At 66.5% G+C, this 20,696-nt stretch carries 15 protein-coding genes; 4 read left to right on the top strand and 11 right to left on the bottom strand.

Going from position 1 to position 20,696, the window contains the following annotated elements:
• Window positions 1–17: 17 nt before the first annotated feature.
• From FJ386_00245 to FJ386_00205, 9 genes are all read right to left on the bottom strand, one after another.
• On the bottom strand, window positions 18–1,871 hold the full coding sequence (locus FJ386_00245; GenBank protein MBM3875139.1) for an FHA domain-containing protein: 1,854 nt from the start codon (window positions 1,869–1,871) through the stop codon (window positions 18–20).
• A gap of 244 nt (window positions 1,872–2,115) precedes the next feature.
• Entirely contained in the window at window positions 2,116–3,750 is a 1,635-nt protein-coding gene (gene groL, locus FJ386_00240) for a chaperonin GroEL (protein ID MBM3875138.1), read from the bottom strand.
• A gap of 40 nt (window positions 3,751–3,790) precedes the next feature.
• Window positions 3,791–4,084 carry a co-chaperone GroES gene (locus FJ386_00235; GenBank protein MBM3875137.1) on the bottom strand — a complete coding sequence of 98 codons (294 nt, stop codon included), beginning with the start codon at window positions 4,082–4,084 and terminating at the stop codon, window positions 3,791–3,793.
• Between the two features lie 158 nt (window positions 4,085–4,242).
• Window positions 4,243–6,180 (bottom strand): molecular chaperone DnaK, encoded by a 1,938-nt coding sequence (gene dnaK / locus FJ386_00230; protein MBM3875136.1) that lies wholly within the window; start codon window positions 6,178–6,180, stop codon window positions 4,243–4,245.
• A 191-nt stretch (window positions 6,181–6,371) separates the two neighbouring features.
• Window positions 6,372–6,803: an acyl-CoA thioesterase gene (locus FJ386_00225; GenBank protein ID MBM3875135.1), complete on the bottom strand. Its 432-nt coding sequence runs from the start codon at window positions 6,801–6,803 to the stop codon at window positions 6,372–6,374.
• A gap of 5 nt (window positions 6,804–6,808) precedes the next feature.
• The gene (locus FJ386_00220; GenBank protein ID MBM3875134.1) at window positions 6,809–9,007 is read right to left on the bottom strand and encodes a VWA domain-containing protein; all 2,199 of its coding nucleotides are present in this window, start codon (window positions 9,005–9,007) and stop codon (window positions 6,809–6,811) included.
• 58 nt (window positions 9,008–9,065) lie between these two features.
• A complete protein-coding gene (locus tag FJ386_00215; GenBank protein MBM3875133.1) occupies window positions 9,066–11,069 on the bottom strand; it encodes a hypothetical protein in 2,004 nt (667 codons plus the stop codon).
• A gap of 43 nt (window positions 11,070–11,112) precedes the next feature.
• The gene (locus FJ386_00210) at window positions 11,113–12,027 is read right to left on the bottom strand and encodes a DUF58 domain-containing protein (GenBank protein ID MBM3875132.1); all 915 of its coding nucleotides are present in this window, start codon (window positions 12,025–12,027) and stop codon (window positions 11,113–11,115) included.
• A 15-nt stretch (window positions 12,028–12,042) separates the two neighbouring features.
• Window positions 12,043–13,098: a MoxR family ATPase gene (locus FJ386_00205; GenBank protein MBM3875131.1), complete on the bottom strand. Its 1,056-nt coding sequence runs from the start codon at window positions 13,096–13,098 to the stop codon at window positions 12,043–12,045.
• Between the two features lie 233 nt (window positions 13,099–13,331).
• On the opposite strand from FJ386_00205, the gene FJ386_00200 reads away from it, so the two are divergent.
• The 4 genes from FJ386_00200 (at window position 13,332) to tsaD (ending at window position 17,728) form a co-directional block, all read left to right on the top strand.
• Window positions 13,332–14,465 (top strand): DUF3445 domain-containing protein, encoded by a 1,134-nt coding sequence (locus FJ386_00200; GenBank protein MBM3875130.1) that lies wholly within the window; start codon window positions 13,332–13,334, stop codon window positions 14,463–14,465.
• A gap of 91 nt (window positions 14,466–14,556) precedes the next feature.
• Window positions 14,557–15,240, top strand: a complete 684-nt coding sequence (gene ispD / locus FJ386_00195) for a 2-C-methyl-D-erythritol 4-phosphate cytidylyltransferase (GenBank protein MBM3875129.1) — start codon at window positions 14,557–14,559, stop codon at window positions 15,238–15,240.
• Between the two features lie 65 nt (window positions 15,241–15,305).
• Window positions 15,306–16,664, top strand: a complete 1,359-nt coding sequence (locus FJ386_00190) for a S41 family peptidase (GenBank protein MBM3875128.1) — start codon at window positions 15,306–15,308, stop codon at window positions 16,662–16,664.
• Window positions 16,665–16,693: 29 nt separating this feature from the next.
• On the top strand, window positions 16,694–17,728 hold the full coding sequence (gene tsaD / locus FJ386_00185; protein MBM3875127.1) for a tRNA (adenosine(37)-N6)-threonylcarbamoyltransferase complex transferase subunit TsaD: 1,035 nt from the start codon (window positions 16,694–16,696) through the stop codon (window positions 17,726–17,728).
• A 65-nt stretch (window positions 17,729–17,793) separates the two neighbouring features.
• Here tsaD and FJ386_00180 read toward each other — a convergent pair whose 3' ends face one another.
• A complete protein-coding gene (locus FJ386_00180) occupies window positions 17,794–19,299 on the bottom strand; it encodes a hypothetical protein (GenBank protein ID MBM3875126.1) in 1,506 nt (501 codons plus the stop codon).
• Between the two features lie 142 nt (window positions 19,300–19,441).
• Entirely contained in the window at window positions 19,442–20,605 is a 1,164-nt protein-coding gene (locus tag FJ386_00175) for a Gfo/Idh/MocA family oxidoreductase (GenBank protein ID MBM3875125.1), read from the bottom strand.
• Between the last annotated feature and the right edge of the window lie 91 nt (window positions 20,606–20,696).

Genomic DNA, 20,696 nt, shown 5'->3' with positions numbered 1-20,696 from the left:
CCGCGCTTCGGGCTCGATCAGAGCTTCTCGCCCTTGACGCGGTAGGCGGGGACTTCGTTGCCGTCGGCCTTGCCGCTCGGGACGTTGATGCGTTCGGCCTCGATGTATTTGAAGACCTTCTGGAAGAGCTCCGGGGAGATGACGACTTCGCCGTGGCCCGCACCGCGGCAGTTGCTGAACGCGCGGTCCGTCACGTCCCCAATGAGGGTGTAGACCATCCGGCCCGGCACTCCGGTGAATCCGCAGAGCATGTCGCCGGTGTGCAGCCCGATGGTGAGTTCCCACGTCTGAACGCCCCGGGTGCCGCGGTGCGCATTGACTTCCTTCACGGCCCCCGCGATGGCGAGCGCGCCGAGCACGGCCTTCTCCGAGTGCTGCGCGTCTGATTCGGGACTGCCGTAAACGGCGATGATTTTCTCACCTGAGAACCGGTCGACCGTCCCTTCGTAGCGGAACACGGCATCGAGGATCGCCGGGTAGTATTCGTTGAGCATCCCCACCACGTCCTTCGGGTCCATCTGCACAGAGTCCGAAGCGAAGCCCCGCAACTCGGCGTAGAGCACGGTGACCTCGCTCCTGCGGCCCGAGGGCCGGAGCTTGTCGAGTCGCATCAGGTCGAGCAGGCGCTCTTGGATGCGCTTCGGGAACTTGGGCGCGATGTGTTCGAGGAGCGTGGCGTTGTGGTGGAGTTGCTCCTGCAACTGGTGGTTGTGGATCACGACTGCGGCATAGTGCGCGGCCATCAAGAGCAGTTGCATGTCCTCCTCGGTAAACGCCTGCTTGGTGACGGGGTTCTCAACATACACTGCGCCGATGGGGCGCTCGCGGAGCAGCAACGGCGCATACATGCCGGTCTCGACCTTCACGAGCGCGGCGTCGAGCCCCGCGTCGCCCTCGAGCTTGCGCTGGAGGATGAAGCCGTGGCCTTCGCTCATCACGCGGCGCGCGAGGCTCTCGCTGACGATCACATCGGCGGCCGGCACCGTGGCGCGCAACACGAGCTTGTCCTTCACATGGTCGTGGATCAGGAGCGCGCCTCGGCGGCCGCCCGGCATGAGTTGCACAAGCCGTTGCAGGACGTCTTGGAGAATCGCATCGATGCGCATCTCGGGCGTGAACTGAAGCGCGAGCTCGAACAAGGACGCGAGGCGCTTTCGAAAGTCGGCGGCCGCGGGATCCGCGGGCGCGACGGCCGAAGGCGCGGGCGGGGCAACGGGCGCGGGCGGCACTGGAACCGATGGCGCAGCCGCAGGAATCGGGGCCGGGGCCGGCGCAACCACCGGGGCCAGGGGCGCGGGCGGCGGGGCAACCGGGGGCGCGGGTGGTGGAGCAACGACTCGTGAAACCGCGGGCGGCGGCGGAATGGTTGACGGAGCAGGCGCGGGCATCGGGGCGGGCGCGGGCGCGGGCGCGGGCGCGGGAACCGGAACGGGTGCCGCTGTGCCGCCTTTCGCGAGGGGCTTCGGAAGTTCCGGCGCCTTCGGCATCGCGGCAACGGGCTTCGCCGGTAACGGGACGGCGGGGGCGGGTGGTGAAGCCGCGACGGGTTTTGCGGGCGCGGGCGCGGGCGTGGGCGCTCCGGCCAGTTCGAGTTTGAGGGTGGTTTCGCCGAGTAGAATGACGGAGCCGGGCGCGAGCAGGGCCTTTTGAATCGGCTCGCCGTTGACGAGTGTGCCGTTGGTGCTCTTGAGGTCCTCAACCCAGAACTGGCCGTTCTCGAGCTTGATGCGCGCGTGCTTGCGCGAGATCGTGGAATCGACGCCCAAGTCCAGGTCGGGAGCGCTCAGCGGACTGAGCCGGCCGATGAGAATCTCCGCGCGGTCATACGTCTTCACCTCTTCCGTGCCGCGATAGAATTTGGTGACGCGCATGTCGGCAGGCTGGCCCCGTTCCCGGAGCCGGGCACGGGAACCCGATTGGGCTTCGTGTCAGCTTTGCTGGGCGTGACTTTAGCCCGTTGCATTGGAAGGGCAAGCAAAGTTCAAACCTGGGCCGAAGGAAAACTACGTCATGAGCCGCTGCGCGCAGGGCGACGCACGACGTTGCCGGCAAAGAAAAGCGGGGCCGGCTTGCGCCGGCCCCGCGTGAGTGTTCAGTCAGTCCGTCTGGCGCGGATTACATGTCCATGCCGCCGGGACCGTGGTGGTCACCGCCTGCCGGAGCTTTCTCCTTCTCGGGCACCTCGGTGATGAGGCACTCGGTGGTGAGCATCAGGCCCGCGATGGACGCGGCGTTCTGGAGCGCGGTGCGGGTGACCTTCTTCGGGTCCACCACGCCGGCCTTGACGAGGTCTTCGTAATTGCCGGTGGCGACGTTGTAGCCGTCGTTGCCCTTGCTCTTCTTGACTTCCTGCACGATGACGGAGCCTTCGACGCCCGCGTTGCTCGCGAGCGCGCGAAGCGGGCTCTCGATGGCGCGCTTGACGATCTCGACGCCGGTCTGCTCGTCCTCGTCCTTGAGCTTGAGGGCTTCAAGGGCCGAGAACGTGCGCAGCAGCGCGACGCCACCGCCCGGGACGATGCCTTCCTCGACGGCCGCGCGGGTCGCGTGGAGCGCGTCCTCAACACGGGCCTTCTTTTCCTTCATCTCGGTCTCGGTCGCGGCGCCGACGTTGATGACGGCGACTCCACCGGCGAGCTTGGCGAGGCGTTCCTGCAGCTTCTCGCGGTCGTAATCGGAGGTGGTCTCCTCGATCTGACGGCGGATCTGCTGGACGCGGCCCTGGATTTCAGAGCTCTTGCCGGCACCCTCGACGATGGTCGTGTTTTCCTTGTCGACGACAATGTTCTTCGCGCGGCCGAGATCCTCGATGCCGAGGTTCTCGAGTTTGATGCCGAGATCCTCGGTGATGAACTTGCCCCCGGTGAGGATGGCGATGTCCTCGCACATGGCCTTGCGGCGGTCGCCGAAGCCGGGCGCCTTGACGGCGACGACGTTCAGCACGCCACGGAGCTTGTTCACGACGAGTGCGGCAAGGGCTTCTCCCTCGACTTCCTCGGCGATGATGAGCATCGGCTTGGCCTTCTGCGCGACCTTCTCGAGAAGCGGGAGCAGGTCCTTGAGGGAGCTGATCTTCTTCTCGTAGATGAGGATGTAGGCGTCCTCGAGCTTGGCCTCCATGGTCTCGGCGTTGGAGACCATGTAGGGGCTCAGGTAGCCCTTGTCGAATTGCATGCCCTCGACAACGTCGAGCGTGGTGTCGATGGACTTGGCTTCCTCGACCGTGATGGTGCCGTCCTTGCCGACCTTGTCCATCGCGTCGGCGATGATCTCGCCGATCTGCGTGTCCCAGTTGGCAGAGACGGTGGCGACCTGCTTGATCTCTTCCTTGTCCTTCACCTTCTTGGAGATTTTGTCCAGGTGCGCGACGGAGGCGTCCACGGCCTTCTGGATGCCGCGCTGAAGGCTGATGGGGTTGGCGCCGGAGGTGACGTGCTTGAGGCCCTCGCGAAAGATGGCCTCGGCAAGCACGGTGGCGGTGGTGGTGCCGTCGCCCGCGGCGTCGCTCGTCTTGCTGGCGACTTCGCGGACCATCTGGGCGCCCATGTTCTCATACGGACAAGGAAGCTCGATCTCCTTGGCCACCGTGACACCGTCCTTGGTGACGTTGGGGGAGCCGAACTTTTTGTCGAGGACCACGTTGCGGCCCTTGGGGCCGAGCGTGGCGGCAACGGCGCGCGAGAGCTTTTGCACGCCGCGGAGCAGCGTCTGTCGCGCGGCTTCGTCGAAGAGGAGTTGTTTTGCAGCCATGATTCAGTTCTGTGTTTGGGGTTGGGGTTGGAGTGACGGGCTAGTTGATGACGCCAAGGATGTCGTCGGTGTTGAGGATCTTGTATTCCTTGCCGTCAAGTTTGATGTCGGAGCCGCCGTATTTGCTCATGAGGATGCGGTCGCCGGCCTTGACTTCGAAGGGAACCTTTTTCCCGTTGTCGTCGGTCTTGCCCGTGCCGAGGGCGACCACCTTCGCTTCAGTGGGCTTTTCCTTTGCGGTGTCGGGGATGATGATGCCGCCCTTGCGGGTCTCTTTTTCCTCGATGGGTTCCACGAGGACCCGGTCACCGAGGGGTTTGAAGTTAACTGCCATACGTGTCGTTGTGTTGGTTGTTGTGTTGGTTTGATTGCGTCTGAATCAAATCCCGCCGCACCCGCTGCGGGAAAATCTTTGTTCGTCTTTCATGCCGGGGCGATTCCGCCGCTCGCGCGCACCGCGCGCAATCACGGGCGGGTATGCCGCCAAAGCTGCTACTTGCCTTTCCTTTCGTCCACGACCTCGGCATCGATGATCGGGCCTTCATCTTTCTTGGCCGAATCACCGGCGCCTGCCTGGCCAGCGCCGGGTCGCGCCCCGCCGCCGGGGCCGCCGGACGCGGAGGCATTCTTATACATCTCAGTTGAAACTTTTTGCCACGCTTCATTTAGCCGCTCGGTCGCGGAGCGGATGGACGCGGCGTCGGGGCCGTTGATGGCTTCCTTGGCCTGCTTCACGGCTTCCTCGATCTGCGTCTTGTCCGCGCCGGACATTTTGGAGCCGAATTCCTTGAGGAGTTTCTCGGAGCGGTAGATCGAGCTGTCGCACTCGTTCCGCGCCTCGATCTCTTCCTTGCGCTTCTTGTCCTCGTCGGCGTGGGCCTCGGCGTCGCGCTGCATCTTGGCGATCTCGTCCTTGCCCAATCCGCTCGAGGCGGTGATGGTGATCTTCTGTTCGCGGCTGGTGCCGAGGTCCTTGGCGCTGACGTTGAGAATGCCGTTGGCATCGATGTCGAACGTGACTTCGATCTGTGGCACGCCGCGCGGCGCGGGCGGGATGTCCACGAGCTGGAACTTGCCGATGGTCTTGTTGTCCTTCGAGAACGGGCGTTCGCCCTGCAACACATGAATCTCGACGCCGGGCTGGTTGTCGCTCGCGGTGGAGAAGATTTCCGACTTGCGCGTGGGGATGGTGGTGTTGCGCTCGATCAGCTTGGTGAACACGCCGCCGAGGGTCTCGATGCCGAGGGATAGGGGTGTGACGTCGAGCAGGAGGACGTCTTTCACGTCGCCCTTGAGCACGCCGCCCTGGATGCCTGCGCCGATGGCGACGACTTCGTCCGGGTTCACGCCTTGGTGCGGGGGCTTGTTGACGAGCGAGCGGGCGGTTTCCACGACGCGGGGCATGCGGGTCATGCCGCCGACGAGCACGAGTTCATCCATGCGGTCGGCGCTGAGGCCGGCATCGCGCAGGCAGTTCTTGGTGGGTGTGATGGTGCGCTCGAACAGTTCGTCGCAAAGTTGTTCCATTTTCGACCGCGAGAGGCTGGTGCTGATGTGCTTGGGCCCGCTGGCGTCGGCCGTGATAAAGGGAAGGTTGATCTCGTATTGTTGCGCGCTCGAAAGGGCGATCTTCGCCTTCTCGGCCTCCTCCTTGATGCGCTGCAGCGAGTCAGGCTGCTTGCGCAGATCGATGCGTTCCTTCTTGCGAAACTCATCGAGGATCCAATCCATGATCCGGTTGTCCCAGTCGTCGCCGCCGAGGTGCGTGTCGCCGTTGGTGGCCTTGACCTCGAAGACGCCGTCGCCGATTTCGAGCACGCTGATGTCGAACGTGCCGCCACCGAGGTCATAAACCGCGATCTTCTCGTCCTTTTTCTTGTCGAGGCCGTAGGCGAGCGAGGCCGCAGTCGGTTCGTTGATGATGCGGAGCACTTCGAGTCCTGCGATGCGGCCGGCGTCCTTCGTGGCCTGGCGTTGGGAGTCGTTGAAGTAGGCGGGAACGGTGATGACGGCCTGCGTGACCGCCTCGCCAAGTCGCGTCTCCGCATCGGCCTTGAGCTTGGCGAGGATCATCGCCGAAACTTCCGGCGGGCTGAACTGCCTGGGCTTGCCGTCCACTTCAACCTCCACCCACACGTCGCCGTTGAACGCGCGCACGACCTTGTAAGGGACTCGCTTGGCCTCTTCCTGCACTTCATCGAACTTCCGGCCCATGAAGCGCTTGATCGAGTAAACCGTGTTGCGCGCGTTCGTCACGGCCTGACGCTTCGCGGCCTCTCCGACGAGCCGCTCGCCGGTCTTGGTGAACGCCACCACCGACGGCGTCGTGCGTTTGCCCTCGGAATTCTCAAGGACCAATGGCTCGCCACCCTCCATCACTGCCATGCAGGAGTTCGTGGTGCCAAGATCGATGCCGAGAACTTTCGCCATAAATGTCGTGGTTGATGATTGCGCAACCCGCGGATACATGACTCAGCAGGGCCACTGCCATGGGATTCTCCCGGCCGAAGATCGCAAGATTTCAGCGGATTCCCCGAGAAAATGCATCCGGACGGCGGTTTCTGGGCATCGTCGCGGCGATCAAACTGGGGCCAGTGTGTCACCCGGCCTCCGGGCATGTCTCAGCTTGCGCCCACCCTTGACTCCGCATGGAGGAATGAACGGAGCCGCGCCGCGAGTTCCTCCGGCACCCGGCACGGCCGGCCCGCGACTCCAGTGCAAACATGGACCGTCGTGGCCTCGACCAGCAACGCCCCGCCGGCCTTGGCGATGCGGTAGCCAAATCCAATCCGAACCCGCGCGATCTCTGTCGCCCAAACCTTGACCTCCAGCTCATCGTCATATCGGGCGGCCGCGCGATACTTCACGTGCGCCTCGACCACGGGAAAAATCACATCGCGCTCCTGCCATCCGGCAAAGGTCGTGCCGAGCGATCGGAAAAACTCGCCGCGCGCCGACTCGAGCATGTCCAGATACCGCGCGTAGTAGACGTGGTTCCCGATCGTGCACTCGGAATATCCGACCCGGTGCCGGTGGCGAAATGGCGAAGGCATCGCGCTCACAGCATGCCCGCGAACTTGCGGCCGATCCAATACACGGCGAGCAGGAACAGGATGCTCCCGCCCCACCACGGATTCGACCAGAGACGGATGCGCAGTTCGAGCGGCTTGGGCTCGGGCAGCGCGGAAATTTTCTCGATGATGCCTTTCAAGTCGTCCGCCACGGTGACCGCGCCGCCCGTGAGCGCCGAAAGTTCGCGCAGGATTTGATGGTTGGCGGGCTGCCCGACCTTCTCGCGGACAGGTTGCGTGATGTTGACTTCGGTTTCGAGCCTCCGGCCGAACGTGTCCGCCGTGACAAGAATCTTGTGCGCACCGCCGGCTTGCGCGACGAACTGCGACTTGAACACTCCCCAGCCGCCCTCGATATGCCCGAAGTCGAGCCGCTCGACGCGCCCGCCGGGCGACGTGATGCGGCCCGCGACCGGACCTCGCTCCACCGGGAAGCCGCTCGCGTCGAGTACGGTGGTCTGGAGGAAAACCGTGTCGCCGACTTGTGGTGTCTCGGGACTGAAGGTGAGCCGGATGCCCGGCCGTTCACTCAAGTGCCGCTGGTGCGCCATCCACCGCGCGACCTGGCTCCAGAAGCGGTAGTGGTATTTGTCCTCCACGCCGCGCCGCCAGCGCCACGCCGAGTCCGTGCCCATGAAGAGCACCTTGCCGCTGCCCGCCGACCGCGTGACGAGCAGCGGGATGCGGCCCCACGTGTTGCGCTGCGACGAATGCACTGCGAGCACTTCGCTGCCGGGCCGGCTCTTTTCAACGGCCGCGCTCCAGTAGAAGCCGGGCAATGCCTTCCAGATTTCGTCGTTGCGGTTTTCGTCCGCGTCGAAGCGCGTGAGCAGGTGGCCCTTGCCCATCGAGGTGAGCATCAGCGGCCCTTCATTCTGCAATCCGATGCCCTCGGGCTTCCGCTCGTCGAGCGTCACCGGAAACAATTCTGCAAGCGGCGACTTCAGGAACGTCAGCTCGCGCCCGCGGCGTCCCGGCAGAAACACGAGCCCGCTCGACTGCTGCTCGACGAGCCCGCGGATGAGTTCGCAGTCCCTCTCCGTCAACTCGCCGTCCCCCATGCCGACGTCGCCAAGGAAGATCACGTCATATTTGGACAGCAACTCCTTCGAGCTCGGAAACGTCGGCAGATAACCGCGCCCGCCGCCGGTGACCATGCCGGGATGATACAGCAGGCAGTGCATCTCCACGCCGGGGTCGCGTTCGAGAGCGTTGCGGAGGTAGCGGTATTCCCAGCGCGGCAGCGAGTCCACCACGAGCACCTTCAGCGTCTCGGACCGCACGGCGATGCGGATGGGCAGTTCGTTGTTGTCCGTCAGCGCCTCGTCCGATTCTGGCGGCACGCGCAGCTTGAGCGTCGTCTCACCCACGAGCCGCGGCGACCACACCACGGCGTCTGCAAGCTGGCCGAGCGCCGGAATCGTGACCTCGCGCTTCGTCTCCTCGCCATCCGGCTCGGCGATGGTGAGCGTCGTCTTGATCTCGCGCGGCAGGTGGTTCTGGATCTTGAATGGTATCGAAATCTGCTCGCCGATGAGCCCGTAGCTCGGCGCGGTGACCTTCTCCAAGATCAAATCCGGCAGCGGTCGCTCCGCGCCGACGCCGACGGCGAACACCGGCACGTTCTGCTCGCGGAAGCGCGTTGCCGTGCCGAGCGGCGACTTGCCCGCGTTCCAGTCGCCGTCCGTGAGCACGAGCACGGCCTTGAGGTTTTTCGAGCGCAGCAACACGCCGTCGAGCGCGGCGTTCAAGTCCGTGCCCGAGTCCGCGACCGCGGCGGCGGTGACATTCGAGCCCCTCGGCGGCGTGGAGAACTCCTCGACGAGCACCTTCGCGCTGCGCTCGAGCGGCGCCCAGAACTTCGCGGCGCGCTGCGACCCGAGCCACGCGGCGCGCGTGACGATGTTGCTGCCCTGCTTGATGTCGCGCGACACCATGCTGCCCGAGGCGTCGAGCAGCACGGCGATCTCGGGCTGCTCGGTGCGCTGGATGATCTTCACGAACTCCGGCCGCAACAGCGTGAAGCCGAGGAGCGTGACGATGACGAGGCGCAGCGATTCGAGGAGCGCGGACGACCGCGTGCGGCGCCGGCGCCAGTTCGTCCAGCTCAGCCACGCCGCCGCGCCCCACACGGCGGCGCCGAGCAGGATGAGCGGAAGCGATGTGGCGAAGGACCAGTGGCTCATGCGAAGGGGCGGTGGCCGGTGGCCGGGGGCCGAGGGCGGCGAATGGGGCGGCTCGTGTTCAAGCCGCGCCTCCCGCGGTTTCGGCTCGCTTGCCGAATTCCTTCGCGAGCGCGGCGCCGACGCCGTGCTTTTGCTCGTGCTTCGGCGGGAGGATCAGCGCGCCCTCGACGAGCATGAACGCCAGCATCGCGAAGAGGAACAGCCGCCAGATTTCGCCCTGCAACGCGTCCGCGCGCGAGCGCTGCTCCTGCAACATTTGAAACGTCAGCCCGGTGAACAGCTTGCCCGCCTCGTCCGCCGTGAGCATCTCGCGCTCGGATTCGCCGGCGGGACGGTTCACCGCGAGCAAGCGGTCGCCGCTGCGATACACGCCGGCCTGTGTGGCGATGTCCTTGGGCTTGTCCGTCGTGTCGAGGCTCACCCACTGGCGGGCGCGGTCGGCGGGGCTGAGTTCGCCCGCGGCGATCATCGTGTCCTGGTTGAGCCGGCGCGCCCCGGTCGCGAGCAGGCGCTGCATCATCGGCACGAGCACCGAGCCGTCGCCGAGGCTCGACCACTCGTCGAGCGGCAGCGTGGCGCAGAAGAAGAACTGTCCCTTGCCCACGGCGCGGCGAACGAGCAGTGGCGTCCCGTCGTCGAAGCTCGCGAGCACCGTGCGCTCGCCGGTGATTTGCTGGCGGCGCGCGACCGCGAGTTCGTTCACGGGCAGGCTCAAGCCCTCGTCGGTCTTCATCAACGGGCCGTCTTGCTCGTCCCAGCGCGCGATGCGGAACGTTTTCTCCTCGCCCGCGTTTTGGATTTCGCCCCAGCCCGCGCCGAGAAACGTCGAGCCGTCCGTGCGGCCGGGCGGGAAGAAAATCACGGCGCCGCCTTCTTCGATGAACGTCTTGAGGCGCTTCGTCGTGGCTTCGTCGGGCAACGGGCCGGTCCAAGCAATGAGCGATTTGTCGGCCCAGTTGGCGGTTTCGAGCGCGGTCGGCGGCGTGATGGCGTCGGCCATCGTGGAGGCTTGCAGCAACCGCGCGCCCTTGGCGTCTGCGGCGACGACGGCTGCGCGCCAGCGCGACTCGGTGCCGTAAACGAAGAAAGTCGCGTTGTCGCGCGGGTTGGCGTCGGCGGGCAGTTCGAGCGCGCCCCAGCCGCCGGTTTTCTTCGGGCCGAGGTCGAGCTTGTGACGCCAGCGCAGCGCCTGTCCGTCCATCGCGAGTTCGGCTGTCGAGCGCGCGCCGTCGAGCGTGATGCCGAGCGGGAACGCGCCGCTCGGGCCGCCCTCGCGCTGGAGGTCGAGCGCGAGATTCAGCTCGGCATTCTCGCCGCGCTGGCGGCGCAGCACCTCGACGAGTGACATGGAGGCGTTCGGTTCGCCGTCGGTGTTGAAGGCGAGCAGCCGCACGCGGACGCGCTGCGGGAGCGCGGCGAGTTGCGCGGTGACGGATTTCCAACGGTCGTCGCCCGTGTGCCAGTCGCTGCGCTGGAGGTCGGAGGCGAGCCAGAATTCCGCCGCGCCGGCGCGGTTCTCGACGAGATAATTCAGCGCGGCCTGGAGCATCGCGGGAAGGTCCGCGGCGGTGTCGGTCGGCGCGGTGAAGGGCAGGTCCGCCAGCGCGCCGGGACCGGCGAGGCGCTGGGGAGTGCGCGTGGCGCTGTCCACCAGCACAAGGTGGCTCGACTCCTGAAAGTCGCGCGCGGACTGCGCGAGGAGCTTGAGCGCCTGCTCGCGTCGGGTGACGGCCTGCCCTGCGAGACGCGTCTCCATGCTGGCCGAGCGGTCGAGCAGAATGACGATGACATCCGGCGCGGGCGAGAGGGCCCAGCCGAGCCAGCCGCCCGCGAGCGGCCGCGCGACGAACAGCACGAGCGCCGCAACGGCGAGCGTGCGAAAGAGCAGCACGAGGAGTTGGCGCAGTTTCGCGTGGCTTGTGGACGCGCGGTTCGCCTGGAGCAGGAACATCATGGCCCCCCACGGCTGCGGGCGGTGCCGGAGCCGGTTGATCAAGTGAATGATCACCGGCACGAGGATCAGCGGCAGCCCCCACAGGATGAATGGCTGGAGGAAGGTCATGGCATTGCCGGTTGCCGGTTGCCGATTGCCGGTTGGTGTTTCATCAGCCTCCTGCGTGCATCCGCGCGCGCTCGGTCAGGAAGTCGGCGAGCACCTTTTCGTAGCCCTGATCGGTGATGATTTCGCGGAAGTCGGTGTTCAGTTCGTGGCAGCCGTCGCGCAGGCGGGCACGGTGGCGTTCGAGCGCGTCGAGGTATTCGTCGCGGATGACCACGGGCTCGGTCACGATGCTCGCGGGCCCCTCGAGGTCCACGAAGCGCATCGGACGGTCGAAGTTGAAGTCGAGCTCGAGCCGGTCGAGGAGCTGGAACACGGCGAGGTCGTGCTTCTGGAAGCGCAGGTGCTGGAACGCGCGCAGCACCTCCTCGGCGTCGCAAAACAGATCCGAGATGACCACCACGAGCGCGCGGCGCTGGACGCGTTCGGCGAGTCCGTGCAGCGCCGCGATGAGGCCGGTTTCACCGCGCGCCTCGACTTGCTCGATGTGGTCGAAGACGAGCTGGAGATGCGCGGGATTGCGGCGGGGCGGAAGTTCGGCGAGCTGGTTGCCGCCGACGCATGTGAGCCCGGCGGCGTCGCCTTGCAGCACGCTCAAGTAGGCGAACGCGCCCGCGATGCGCCGCGCGAAAGCCATCTTGGTCCCGTGCTTCGCGCCGAAGCCCATCGAGGCGCTGCAGTCGAGCACGATGTAGCAGCGGAGGTTCGTGTCGGCTTCGGTCTCCTTTGTGTAGTAGCGGTCGGTGCGGCCGAGCACGCGCCAGTCGAGGCGGCGCAGGTCATCGCCCGGGACGTAGGTGCGATACTCGGCGAACTCGACACTCGATCCGCGGTGCGGGCTCTTGTGATGGCCGGCGACGCTGCCGACCATCGGGAGGCGCGCGGCGAGTTGCACGTGCATCAACCGCGTGAGCACGGCGGGTTCGAGGAACTCGCGCGATTTGGGTTCGACGGCGGACATCAACCACCTCGGGCCTTACGCCGCCTTCTTCATCTTCTCGTCGCGCAACTCCTTGAGCAGGCGCCCGATGATGCGCGGGCTGGTGATGCCTTCGCTCTGCGCCTGGAAATTCGTCAGGATGCGGTGCGTGAGCACGGGGTGCGCGACGGCCTCGATGTCCTCCATCCGCACGAGGTAGCTCCCGTGCAGGACGGCGTGGGCCTTCGCGCCCTTGATGAGATATTGCACCGCGCGCGGCCCGGCGCCCCACGTGACGAGCTTCTTGATGAAGTCCGGCGCCGTGCCCTCGCCGGGGCGTGTGAGGCGGACGAGTTCGACCGCGATGTCGTAGATGTGGTCGGGCACGGGCACGCGCTGGACAAGTTCCTGGAAGGCCAGCACCTGTTCGCCGGTGAGGAGCTTGGCGAGCTTCGCGGGCGCGCCGCCGGTGGTCTCGCGCGCGATGCGGCGCTCTTCCTCGAGTGTCGGGTAATGCACGTGGATGAAAAACATGAAGCGGTCGAGCTGCGCCTCGGGCAGCTGGTAGGTGCCCTCCTGCTCGATGGGGTTCTGCGTCGCGAGCACGAAGAACGGCGACGGCAGCGCGAAGGTCTTGCCGCTCGCGGTGACCTTGTGCTCCTGCATCGCCTCGAGCAACGCGGACTGCGTCTTGGGCGGTGTCCGGTTGATTTCGTCGGCGAGCACAATGTTGGCGAACAGCGGGCCCTTGACGAACACGAACGCGCGGCGCCCGGGTTGGTCGGTCTCCTGCAGGATGTCCGTGCCCGTGATGTCGCTGGGCATGAGGTCGGGCGTGAACTGGATGCGGCTGAAGCCGAGGCTCATCACATCCGCGAGCGAATGGACCATGAGCGTCTTGGCGAGGCCGGGCACGCCCATGAGCAGCGCATGGCCGCGGGAGAGGATGCACATGAGCAACTGCTCGACGACCTGGTCCTGTCCGATGATGACGCGCGCGACCTCCGCGCGCAGCTTGCCGTAAGTCTCGCGCAACTCGTCGATCGCCGCGACGTCGCGGTCGCTCACCGGTGCGTTGGGCTGGATGTTTGAGGGCACGATGGTATCGCTCATAGTGTGTGTCTCCGGAAAACCCGCGGCGGAGCATACAGGCCGCCGTGCGGCGATGTCCACGAGAGAAACAACGCCGCGCCTCGCGCCGTGCGCCGCCGCTTCACATCGCCGCTCCCGGCTACTTCTTCTGTTTCTTCTCGGCCTCCTCGAGCTTCTTCATGAACTTGGCGGGATTCTTGTCGAAGTCGTCCTTGCATCCGTCGCAGCAGAGTTTGATCTCGCGGTTCTGGTAGATGAAGACGAACGGCTTCTCGTCGAGCTTGTCGTCCTGCACCAGGCAGACCTTCAGAGGATACGGGACAGGCTTCGCCTTCTTGTCGTCCTTCTTGTCCGCGGCGGACGCGAACGGGACGGCGAGGGCGAGCGTGGTGAGCAGCGTGGCAATGGTTTTCATGGGTGGCGGGGTCGGCGGAACGTGTCAGCTATGGACGCCCGCGTCAGCAGAAAAAGTCACCGCCCCCGCCCGGCCTGAACGGTCCTTCCGTGCCGCGCCGGCATGGGCTACGGTGCCGCCGATGAAACGCGCCGCCGCCGACTGGGCCGAGTTGCTGCCGGACGAAGATTACGGATTTCACTTCGGCCTCAAGCCGGGCGACGCGGCGGCGTTCTTCGCGCCCTCCCCGGACCACGAAGCCCTCGTCGCGCAACGCCGGCACTGGTTCGCCGTGGATGCACCGCGATACGCCGTGCTGCTGCCGGGCGCGGAGCCGATGGTGCGCGAGACGATCGCGCTCGCGCGACGCTGGCAATCGTTGACACCGGAGGGAGATGCGGCGATCCGCGACGCCGGGGCGACCGGCGACGGCTGGGCCGAGTTGCTCGCGCTCGGCGTGGCGTGGGAAATGGATTTCGCGCTGCTGAGCGTCGCCGGCGGCGAGCCGAAGCTCGTCGCGGGCTGCGTCTGCTTTCCCTCGCAATGGCGGCTCACCGACAAAGTCGGCCACGGCATCAGCGTCATCCACGGCCCCGTGCCGGGACTCAACGCCGCGCTCGCGCCGCGCATCGCGGGCTTCCTCGCCAAGCTCAAGCCCGGGCCCGCATTCCTGCGCGCCAACTGGGGCCTGAGCCGATCGGCCGAACTCAACCAGCACCCAGAGCAGAACATCCCGCGCCTCGCGCCGCCGTTGCGCGCGGACGAAGTCTTCCTGCGCATCGAGAACCAGGCGCTCGTCGCGCTGCCGGCGAGCGGCGGCGTGCTCTTCGGCATCCGCCTCGAGGTGCATCCGCTCGCGGAAGTGCGGCGCGACCCGGTCGCCGCGCGCGGGCTCTCGCGCGGGTTGCGGACGATGCCCGGCGACATGGCGGCCTACAAAAACATCGCGCACGTGCGGGCCGAAGTGCTCGCGCTGCTGAAGGGTCATGAGTGACGTCGCCCCGAAGACTTCCTGGCCCGCGTTCGAGCAGGAACCCGCAACTTGAAACTTGGAACTTTGAACCGCGCCCGACACTCTTCCGCCGATGGCTTCCGCAATCATCGTCGCCGCCGGCAAGGGCACCCGGATGGGACGGGGCGTGGACAAACTGTTCCTCGAAGTCGCGGGGCGTCCCGTGGTCGCGCACACATGGGGCCGGTTCGATTCCATCGCGCTCATCAAGGAAATCGTCGTCGTCGTGCGCGAGGGCATGGAGGGCGCGTTTCGCGGTCTCGCCGCGGAGCACGGATATCGCAAGCCGTTCAAGATCGTCGGTGGCGGCAAGGAGCGCCAGGACTCCGTGTGGAACGGACTCGAGGCGCTCGGCCCGGACGAAAAGCTCGTGGCCATCCAGGACGGCGCGCGCCCCTGCACGGGCGCGCCGGTGATCGAGGCGGCACTCGCCGCCGCGGCTGAAACCGGAGCCGCCGTCGCCGCGCAACGCATCACGGACACGATCAAGGAATCCGACGGCAGCACACTCATCGTGCGAAACGTGGACCGCTCGCGGCTGTGGTCGGTGCAGACGCCGCAGGCGTTTCGCGTGGAGGTGATCCGCAAGGCGCTCGCCGCCGTGCGCGAGCGCGGGTTGCTGGTGACGGACGACACCGCGGCCTGCGAACTCATCGGCCAGCCCGTGCGATTGGTCGAGGGAGCCGCGCCGAATCCCAAGGTGACCACGCGCGCAGACCTCCCGCTCATCGAGATGCTGCTCGCCGGCGTGAAGTGAGGCGTCGCTCCTTGCCAAGCCCGCGCACCGACCTTACTGTCGCCGCGTCAACCAATGGTCTCGCTATGAAGAAACGCATTCTCTACGGCATGCTCGCCGCCGCGCTCGGCCTCAACCTGTTCTTCGGCTCGCAAATCTACCTGAGCCGCGTCGAAGCCTCGGGCAAGAACGACGCGTATCCAAACATCGAGCTCTTCACGCGCGTGATGGAGACGATCCGGCAGCATTACGTGGACAAGACCAAGGTCTCCTACCAGGACCTCGTCCACGCCGCGATCAAGGGCATGGTGGGCACGCTCGACCCGCATAGCGAGTTCATGGAACCGACCAAGTTCGTCACGATGAAGGACGACACGGAGGGGCATTTCGGCGGCGTGGGCATCCTCGTCGGCGTCCGAACGAACGCGAACGGCTCGACGCATCTCGTCGTGCTCGAGCCGATGGAGGACACGCCCGCATCGCGCGCGGGGCTCCTCTCGGGCGATCGCATCATCCGCATCAGCGGCAAGACGACCGACAAGGTCACCATCGAAGAAGCGGTGAAGCGCCTGCGCGGCAAGCCCGGCACCGAGGTGGAGATCAGCGTGTTCCGCCCCACCAACGGCAAGGAGTGGGACGTGAAGCTCGAGCGCGCGGTGATCAAGGTGGACTCCGTCAAGGATCTCAGCGGCCGGCGCGAGTTCCCCATCGGCGAGGGCGGCATCGGCTACGTGCGCGTGCGGTCGTTCGGCGAGAAAACCTCGACCGAGCTCGAGGAGGCGCTGAAAAAGCTCGAGGCGCAGGGCATGAAGGGCTTGATCCTCGACCTGCGCGACAACCCCGGCGGCTTGCTCGACCAGGCCGTGAAAGTCTGCGAGAAATTTCTCCCTCGCAACCAGCTCGTCGTGTCCACCGAGGGCGCGGGCGCGGGCGACAAGACCGAGTATCGCGCGAGCGGCCGCAGCCGCCATCCCGACTACCCGATGGTCATCCTCGTCAACGGGTTCAGCGCGAGCGCGGCCGAGATCGTCGCCGGCTGCCTGCAGGACTTGAAGCGCGCCGTCGTGCTCGGCGAGCAGACGTTCGGCAAGGGCTCCGTGCAGAGCATCCTGCCCATGCCCGAGGGCACGGCGCTGCGGCTCACCACGGCAAAGTATTACACGCCGAGCCACAAGGTCATTCATGAGAAGGGCATCACCCCCGACAGCATCGTGCCGATGTCGCCCGAGGAGGAGCGGTTGCTCGCGCTCAAGCGCTCGCCCACCGGGCTCGACCTGCTCAGCGAGCGCGAGCGCCAGAGCGCGCTCGACGCGCGCGACGTCCAGCTCGATCGCGCCACAGACCTGCTCAAGGGCATCACGCTCTACACGAGCCCGGTGCCCGCGAAGGAAACCCCAACCGCCGCGAAGGCCGCGAAGAAGGTCGCCGACCAGAAGGCCAAGTGACCCGGCCCGCAGACGGCGCGGACTCCGGCATGACCGTCCTCGCCTTCGAAACGTCGTGTGATGAAACCAGCGTCGCCGTTGTGCGCGACGGCTGCGTGTTGTCCAACATCGTTTCCTCGCAGATCGCGCTCCACGGCGAATACGGCGGCGTCGTCCCCGAACTCGCCACGCGCGAGCATCTCCGGAACCTGCCGACTGCCGGCCGCGCCGCCCTGCAGGCCGCGGGGATTTCGGCCGCCGCGGTGGATGCCGTGGCCGCAACGCTCGGGCCCGGGTTGCCGAACGCGCTGATGATCGGGGCGCGCGCCGCGCAAGCGATCGCGTTCACGCTGCGCCGGCCGTTCTTCGGCATTCATCACCACGAGGCGCATCTGTATTCGCCGTGGGTTTCGGGCGAGCCGCCGCGCGCGGACTTCGGGCGATTCCAGCCGAACGTCTCGCTCATCGTCAGCGGCGGGCACACGATGCTCGTCCACGTCGAGGCATTGCTGAAACAACGCGTCCTCGGCTCGACGGTGGACGACGCCGCAGGCGAGTGCTTCGACAAGGCCGGCAAGCTCATCGGCCTCCCGTATCCCGGCGGCCCCGGGCTTGACCGGCTCGCGGCCGCCGGCAACCCGCGCGCACACGACTTCCCGCGGCCGATGCTGCGCGAGGCGCACGATGACTTCAGCTTCAGCGGGCTCAAGACGGCGGTGCGTTACTTCCTTCGCGACCATCCCGGGACGCCCGATGATCCGCAGAAACTCCGCGACCTGTGCGCGAGTGTGCAGGCCGCGATCGTGGAGGTCCTCGTCACGAAGACCCTGAAGGCGGCGGCGCGACTCGGCGTTGGGTGCGTCACCGCGTCCGGCGGCGTGACGTGCAACAGCGGCCTCCGTCGAGCGCTGGCGGCGGCGTGCGAGCCGCGCGGCCTGACGCTGCGCCTCGCGGAGCGGGCGCTTTGCACGGACAACGCCGCGATGATTGGGATCCTCGCCGGGCAGAAACTCCTCGCGGGCTTTCCCGCCACGGACCTCGATGCCGAGACGCTGCCCGGTTGGTCGCTCGATGCGGTGGTGTGAGCGGGACGGGGCACGATCGCCGGATCCTCAAGTCGCCCCGACTTTGCGGCAGGCCGTCGCCCGCGTCATTTCGCCGACACATCGAAGCACGCCATCTCGGCGCCGTTGCGGACAAAGAGCCGGCCGTCTGCGAGCGCGGGCACGTTCCAAGTCTTGCCCTGGATCGCGGGGAACCGCGCGACTTCATCGTGGCCGTCTGGCGTCGCCTTCACGAGCGAGAGATCGCCATCGCCGCACATCACGACGAGATGGCCGCTGGCGAGCAGCACCTGCCCGTAGCCGTAACGGCCGTCCTTCCACTTGCGCCGGCCCGTCTCGGCGTCGAGGCAGACGAGGATGTCCTCGTCGAGCCCGTAGATGTGCCCCTGCCAGAACACGGAGCTCGTGAATTTGTTCTTCATGTTCTTGTTGCGCCAAAGCTCCGTCGCCATGAACGCGCCGCCCTGCTTCGTGACCTGAATCGCAACGCAGCCCGCGCCGTAGCCGGCCGAGAAGAAAACCCGGTCGCCCCCGAGCAGCACCGGTTGCGCGATGTGATTGTCGTAGGACACGGACCAGGGAAACTCCCAGAGCAACCGGCCATCAACGGGCGCGACGGCGACCGCGCGCACGCCCGCGAGCGTGAGCACCTGCGCTTCGCCCGCGAGCGTGACGAGCGACGGCGACGTGTAAGCCTGCTTGTCGGCCAGCGATTTCCACGCGGGTTCGCCGGTGGATTTCGAATACGCTGCCAGGCCGCGCCCCTGTCCGCCGGTGGGCGCGCCGTTGACGACGATCACCTTGTCACCGACGACGAGCGGCGACGCGGACATGCCGAAGTCGAGGTTGCGGCAGGCGTTGTCCGCGAACAGGTCGCGTTTCCACAACAGCGTGCCGCTGGCCTCGTCAAGACAGTGGAACCGGCCCTGCGCGCCGATGGCGAACACGCGCCCGTCATCCCACGCCGGCGTCGAGCGCGGTCCGATGCCGCCCATGTCCCACGCGTCGTTGAATTTCCCGCCGTAGCCGAACGACCACAACTCGCGCCCCGTGGCCGCGTCGTAGGCCACGACGAACTCCTGCTCGCGCCGTTGCTCGAGCGTGAAGACGCGCCCCCGCGCGACGGCGAAGGACGCGTAGCCGCCGCCGCAGGGTTGCTTCCACAGCAGCTTCGGACCGGCTTCGGGCCACCCGGCGAGAATCGGCTGCTCGTCGTAATGGCCGTCGCGATTCGCGCCGCGATAGCCGGTCCAGTAAGTCGAAGCGCCCGCCGGGGAAGCCGGGGGCGCGTTGGTTTGCGCGCGCCGGCTGGCTTCGAGCGCGTCGAAGTTGGGAAGCGTCCGCCGATGCACGAGCCGCGGGCCGGTGCCGCCCTTCCATTCGATCTCCGCGAGTCGCAGAAGCAGGAGCAGCGCGATGACCCCGACACACCACGCCGGCGTGTAAATGGCGATCAGAATGGTCGCGAGGACTTTTCTCGTGATCGTCACGGGCGCGCGCCATGCGAGGACAAGCCCGACGGGCGGGACGAGGAGCGTCCAGACCCGTCGCTTGAACGGAGACGGCGCCGGCTTCGGCGTTTCGGTAATCATGCGGTTCGACTTGCGGATCGCTGGAACGGCCACCAAGAGTCCCCGGTCTGTTCGTGGCAGTCCCGTCAAAGATGACAACTCGGGCTGTCCAAACTGGTGCCGGCAGAACCGCGCCGGATGACACCAGCTCGCCCGGGCGCGGCTACACGGCCAGCTTCGTCCACTTTGCGTTCGCCTTGGACGACTTCACCACGGCCTCGATGAAGGCCATGCCGCGGACGCCGTCGCGGATCTTCGGGTAGTCGTTGGCCACGTCGCCGGGCGCGAGCTTGCGGCCTTCCTCGTGGGCGCGGATGGCGTTGGCGAAGTTTTTGTAGATGTTCGCGAAAGCTTCGAGGTAGCCCTCGGGATGCGCGGGCGGCGTGCGGGTGGCGGCCTTCGCGTTCGCGCCGAGGTAGCCGTTGGCGGTGCGGTAGGTCTCGGCCGCGCGGTCGGGCCACTTCACGATCATCGTGTTCGGGAAGCGCTGGTGCCACTCGAGGCCGCCGAGTTCGCCATAGACGCGGATGTTCAGGTTGTTCTCCTCGCCGATGCTGATCTGCGAGCAGTGCAGCACGCCCTTCGCACCGTTGTTGAACCGCAACAGCACGTTCGCGTCGTCATCGAGCCTGCGGCCCTTCACGAAGCTCGTGAGGTCGGCGGCGAGTTCCTTGATTTGCAGGCCGGTGATGTATTCGGCGAGATTTTCCGCGTGCGTGCCGATGTCGCCGACGCAGCCGCCCGCGCCGGAGCGCTTGGGGTCGGTGCGCCAGCCGGCCTGTTTCTGGCCGGTGGCCTCGAGCCGCGTCGCGAGCCAGCCCTGCGGATACTCGACGACGACCTTTCGAATCTTGCCAAGCTTGCCGGCGCGGACCATGTCGCGCGCCTCCTTCACGAGCGGGTAGCCGGTGTAGTTGTGCGTGAGGCCGTAGAGCAGGCCGGTCTTCTTCACCAGCGCCGCGAGCGCCTTGGCCTCGGCGAGGTTGAAGGTGGCGGGCTTGTCGGAGAGGACGTGGAAGCCGCTTTCGAGCGCCAGCTTCGCCGGCGGGAAGTGCATGTGGTTCGGCGTGACGATGGCGACAAAGTCCATCCGCTCGCTCGCGGGCAATGCGGCCTCGCTGCGAATCATCTCGTCGAAGGTGCCGTAGCAGCGGTCCGCGGGCAGGAAGAGGTCCGCGCCGCTGGCCTTGGAACGCCCGGGGTCGCTGCTGAACGCGCCGCAAACCAGCTCAATCTGCTGGTCCATCGCCGCGCAGATGCGGTGCACCGCGCCGATGAACGCCCCGCGCCCGCCGCCGACCATGCCGAAACGAATCTTCCTGCTCATAGTGTGTCCCGGTGATTTAGGTTGGTGTTTGGAAAGACCGATGCGTTATAGTCCGGTGCAATTTTTGAGTCAACGGGCGACTCGACGAACA

Source organism: Verrucomicrobiota bacterium, from assembly GCA_016871675.1.
Taxonomy (GTDB): domain Bacteria; phylum Verrucomicrobiota; class Verrucomicrobiia; order Limisphaerales; family VHCN01; genus VHCN01.
Note: the sequence above shows the minus strand (reverse complement) of the source record. Positions and strands in the feature narration are given on the sequence as shown.

Bases quoted from the DNA above. Each gene is read 5' to 3' on its own strand.
- FJ386_00245 (MBM3875139.1), bottom strand. From the start codon at position 1,871: ATGCGCGTCACCAAATTCTATCGCGGCACGGAAGAGGTGAAGACGTAT.
- groL (MBM3875138.1), bottom strand. From the start codon at position 3,750: ATGGCTGCAAAACAACTCCTCTTCGACGAAGCCGCGCGACAGACGCTG.
- FJ386_00235 (MBM3875137.1), bottom strand. From the start codon at position 4,084: ATGGCAGTTAACTTCAAACCCCTCGGTGACCGGGTCCTCGTGGAACCC.
- dnaK (MBM3875136.1), bottom strand. From the start codon at position 6,180: ATGGCGAAAGTTCTCGGCATCGATCTTGGCACCACGAACTCCTGCATG.
- FJ386_00225 (MBM3875135.1), bottom strand. From the start codon at position 6,803: ATGCCTTCGCCATTTCGCCACCGGCACCGGGTCGGATATTCCGAGTGC.
- FJ386_00220 (MBM3875134.1), bottom strand. From the start codon at position 9,007: ATGAGCCACTGGTCCTTCGCCACATCGCTTCCGCTCATCCTGCTCGGC.
- FJ386_00215 (MBM3875133.1), bottom strand. From the start codon at position 11,069: ATGACCTTCCTCCAGCCATTCATCCTGTGGGGGCTGCCGCTGATCCTC.
- FJ386_00210 (MBM3875132.1), bottom strand. From the start codon at position 12,027: ATGTCCGCCGTCGAACCCAAATCGCGCGAGTTCCTCGAACCCGCCGTG.
- FJ386_00205 (MBM3875131.1), bottom strand. From the start codon at position 13,098: ATGAGCGATACCATCGTGCCCTCAAACATCCAGCCCAACGCACCGGTG.
- FJ386_00200 (MBM3875130.1), top strand. From the start codon at position 13,332: ATGAAGACGAACGGCTTCTCGTCGAGCTTGTCGTCCTGCACCAGGCAG.
- ispD (MBM3875129.1), top strand. From the start codon at position 14,557: ATGGCTTCCGCAATCATCGTCGCCGCCGGCAAGGGCACCCGGATGGGA.
- FJ386_00190 (MBM3875128.1), top strand. From the start codon at position 15,306: ATGAAGAAACGCATTCTCTACGGCATGCTCGCCGCCGCGCTCGGCCTC.
- tsaD (MBM3875127.1), top strand. From the start codon at position 16,694: ATGACCGTCCTCGCCTTCGAAACGTCGTGTGATGAAACCAGCGTCGCC.
- FJ386_00180 (MBM3875126.1), bottom strand. From the start codon at position 19,299: ATGATTACCGAAACGCCGAAGCCGGCGCCGTCTCCGTTCAAGCGACGG.
- FJ386_00175 (MBM3875125.1), bottom strand. From the start codon at position 20,605: ATGAGCAGGAAGATTCGTTTCGGCATGGTCGGCGGCGGGCGCGGGGCG.